This window comes from Streptomyces sp. NPDC059142 (assembly GCF_042755665.1).
Classification (GTDB): Bacteria; Actinomycetota; Actinomycetes; order Streptomycetales; family Streptomycetaceae; genus Streptomyces.
The window spans coordinates 12574-15838 of record NZ_JBHZDA010000130.1 but is presented as its reverse complement, the minus strand read 5'-3'; the positions used below and the strand labels follow the sequence as shown (position 1 = coordinate 15838).

Annotated in this window: 3 protein-coding genes; 1 reads left to right on the top strand and 2 read right to left on the bottom strand. The window is 73.5% G+C overall.

The annotated features are described in order from the left end of the window. A partial coding sequence (locus tag ACFXPK_RS30200) for a DEAD/DEAH box helicase (protein ID WP_385080281.1) occupies window positions 1-1419 on the bottom strand: 1419 nt, incomplete at its 3' end. A gap of 517 nt (window positions 1420-1936) precedes the next feature. On the opposite strand from ACFXPK_RS30200, the gene ACFXPK_RS30195 reads away from it, so the two are divergent. Continuing rightward, window positions 1937-2749 (top strand): ferritin-like fold-containing protein, encoded by an 813-nt coding sequence (locus ACFXPK_RS30195; RefSeq protein WP_385080279.1) that lies wholly within the window; start codon window positions 1937-1939, stop codon window positions 2747-2749. 36 nt (window positions 2750-2785) lie between these two features. Here the strand turns inward: ACFXPK_RS30195 and ACFXPK_RS30190 are convergent, their stop codons facing one another. Beyond that, entirely contained in the window at window positions 2786-3055 is a 270-nt protein-coding gene (locus ACFXPK_RS30190) for a hypothetical protein (RefSeq protein ID WP_385005489.1), read from the bottom strand. Window positions 3056-3265 lie beyond the last annotated feature (210 nt).

The window sequence follows — 3265 nt, the reverse complement described above, 5'->3', positions numbered from 1 at the left end:
CCCCCGCCCCCCCCCCCCCGCCCCGGCGGGCGCCGGGGCGGGGGCCGCCCCCGCGGGGGCGCGCGCGCGCGCCGGAGCCGGGGGGGTGGCCGTGGCGGCGGTCGCCGCCGTCGCGTCCAGGGCCGTACCGCCACGGGTGCGGCGGCGCTGGCGCGGGGTGCGCGTACGGGCCGGACGCTCCTCGCGTACGGGCGCGGCGGCCGGCGCGGACCTGCGGCCGCGGCCACCGGTCTCGCCCAGGTCCTCGACCTGCTCGGCCGAGAGCCCGGCGCGCGTCCGCTCGGCGCGCGGCAGGACACCCTTGGTGCCGGCCGGGATGGACAGCTCCTCGAAGAGGTGCGGGGAGGTGGAGTACGTCTCCGGCGGGTCCGGGAAGCCGAGGTCCAGGGCCTTGTTGATGAGCTGCCAGCGCGGGATGTCGTCCCAGTCGACCAGCGTCACCGCCGTACCGGACGCCCCCGCGCGGCCGGTGCGGCCGATGCGGTGGAGGTAGGTCTTCTCCTCCTCCGGCGACTGGTAGTTGATGACGTGCGTCACACCTTCGACGTCGATCCCGCGCGCGGCGACGTCCGTGCAGACCAGCACGTCCACCTTGCCGTTGCGGAAGGCGCGCAGCGCCTGCTCGCGGGCGCCCTGGCCCAGGTCGCCGTGGACCGCGCCGGAGGCGAAGCCGCGCTGGGCGAGCTGGTCGGCGATGTCGGCGGCCGTGCGCTTGGTGCGGCAGAAGATCATAGCGAGTCCGCGGCCCTCGGCCTGGAGGATCCGCGCGACCATCTCCGGCTTGTCCATGGAGTGGGCGCGGTAGACCCGCTGGGTCGTGTTGCGGACGGTCGCGCCCTCGTCGTCCGGCGAGGTGGCGCTGATGTGCGTGGGCTGCGACATGTAGCGGCGGGCGAGGCCGATCACCGCGCCCGGCATCGTCGCGGAGAACAGCATGGTCTGGCGCTTGGGCGGCAGGAGCTGGATGATCCGCTCGACGTCGGGCAGGAAGCCCAGGTCCAGCATCTCGTCGGCCTCGTCGAGGACGAGCCCGCGGACGTGCGAGAGGTCCAGCTTGCGCTGGCCCGCCAGGTCCAGCAGCCGGCCCGGGGTGCCGACGATCACGTCGACGCCCTTCTTGAGGGCCTCGACCTGCGGCTCGTAGGCCCGGCCGCCGTAGATCGCGAGGACGCGTACGTTGCGGACCTTGCCGGCGGTCAGCAGGTCGTTGGTGACCTGCTGGCACAGCTCGCGGGTGGGGACGACCACCAGGGCCTGCGGGGCGTTGGTGAGCTGCTCGGGCGTGGCCCGGCCGGACTCGACGTCCGCGGGGACGGTGACACGCTCCAGCAGCGGGAGGCCGAAGCCGAGCGTCTTGCCCGTGCCGGTCTTGGCCTGTCCGATGACGTCCTTGCCCGACAGTGCGACGGGGAGGGTCATCTCCTGGATGGGGAACGGAGACAGGATGCCGACGGCTTCAAGCGCTTCGGCTGTCTCGGGGAGGATTCCGAGTTCTCGGAAAGTCGTAGTCAGGGTGCTGCCTCTTCTGTGAGACGCGGCGCGAGGCGAACGCTGGGGGTCGTACCGCACCTGGGTACTCGGCCGGCCGTGGATTGGCCGGATGGCGCGGGACCACTGCCGTCGCTCAGAGCGCTCATGCCGCTGAGGGGGCCCCTCATCTGCGGTCGTACGCTGCTGTGCGCACGGTCCGCGCGGAGGGCGGTCGGGGTCGGAGCCGATCGGGCCACCGACCGGGCATCCTCTGGGGCCTGTCCGTGAAGAACGGACCTCGTACAAATACTGTCAAACATGCGATGGCCCGCCGAATAGTCGGCAGGCTCATTACCACTGTACCCCGGAATCGCGCATGTGTGTTGGGCGAATTCGTCGGGGTGGTGCGACGGCAGGGTCTGACCAGGCCCTTACGCCCTGCGCGGAGCGGGCTATTGTGCCCCTCATGGAGACGCCCGACAACGCCACACCGCCCGCATCCGCAGCCGAGGAACCCGCCGGACCGACCGGATCCACCGCCTCAGAGCCGGCCGAGGCCGCGTCGGCCGGGCCGGACGCGCCGACCGGCACCGCCGCCCAGGACTGGGAGACGGCCTCGGCCGAGCCGCAGTACCGCGCGGCGGTCGTGGATCTGCTGGGCGCGCTCGCCTACGGGGAGCTGGCGGCCTTCGAACGGCTCGCGGAGGACGCCAAGCTCGCGCCGACCCTGGCGGACAAGGCGGCGCTGGCGAAGATGGCCGCGGCGGAATTCCACCACTTCGAACAGTTGAACGACCGACTGCGGGCGATCGACGCCGAGCCGACCGAGGCGATGGAGCCCTTCGCCAAGGCGCTGGACGACTTCCACCGTCTGACCGCCCCCTCGGACTGGCTGGAGGGCCTGGTCAAGGCGTACGTCGGCGACTCGATCGCCAGCGACTTCTACCGCGAGGTCGCCGCCCGTCTGGACAGCGACACCCGCGCGCTGGTCCTGGCCGTGCTGGACGACACCGGCCACGGCAACTTCGCCGTGGAGAAGGTGCGCGCCGCGATCGAGGCGGAGCCGCGCGTCGGCGGCCGGCTCGCGCTCTGGGCGCGCCGTCTGATGGGCGAGGCCCTGTCGCAGGCCCAGCGGGTGGTGGCCGACCGCGACGCGCTCTCCACGATGCTGGTGGGCGGCGTGGCCGGCGGCTTCGACCTCGCGGAGGTCGGCCGGATGTTCTCCCGGATCACCGAGGCGCACACGAAGCGGATGGCCGCGCTCGGACTGGCGGCCTGACCCGCCCGCTCCTCCGGCGGGCCCGTCCCGTCCGCGTCAGGACGGTATGGCGCGGTGCAGCGGCCGGCCCGCCGGGCGGAGCAGCAGCGAGAGCAGCACCGAGGCCACCAGCAGGGCGCCCACCAGGGTCGCCATGACATGGCCGGCGCCGAGCGCCATGTGCGTCACATACGTACCGAAGAGGGCGCCGAGCGGCCCTGCCGCGTACACCGTGCGGAGCGCGGGGAGCCGGTCCGCCAGGTGGTGGGCGGCGGCCCATGACAGACCGAGTCCGAGCAGGACCGATCCGAGGATTTCCAGGATCACTGCCGATCACCTCACCACAGCGTGGGTTGCTACGCGGTCCGGACCTGTCGGCCCGTCACGTCACTACCCGTCGCGCGGCGGGAACAACCCTCACCACGGCGAAGTGGGGGGGGGGGGGGGGGCGCCCCGCCCCCCCCCGCCCCCCCCGCGCCCCCCCGCGCCCCGCCGGTGCCCGGCCCCCCCGCGGGAGATCGATAACAAAGCCCACCG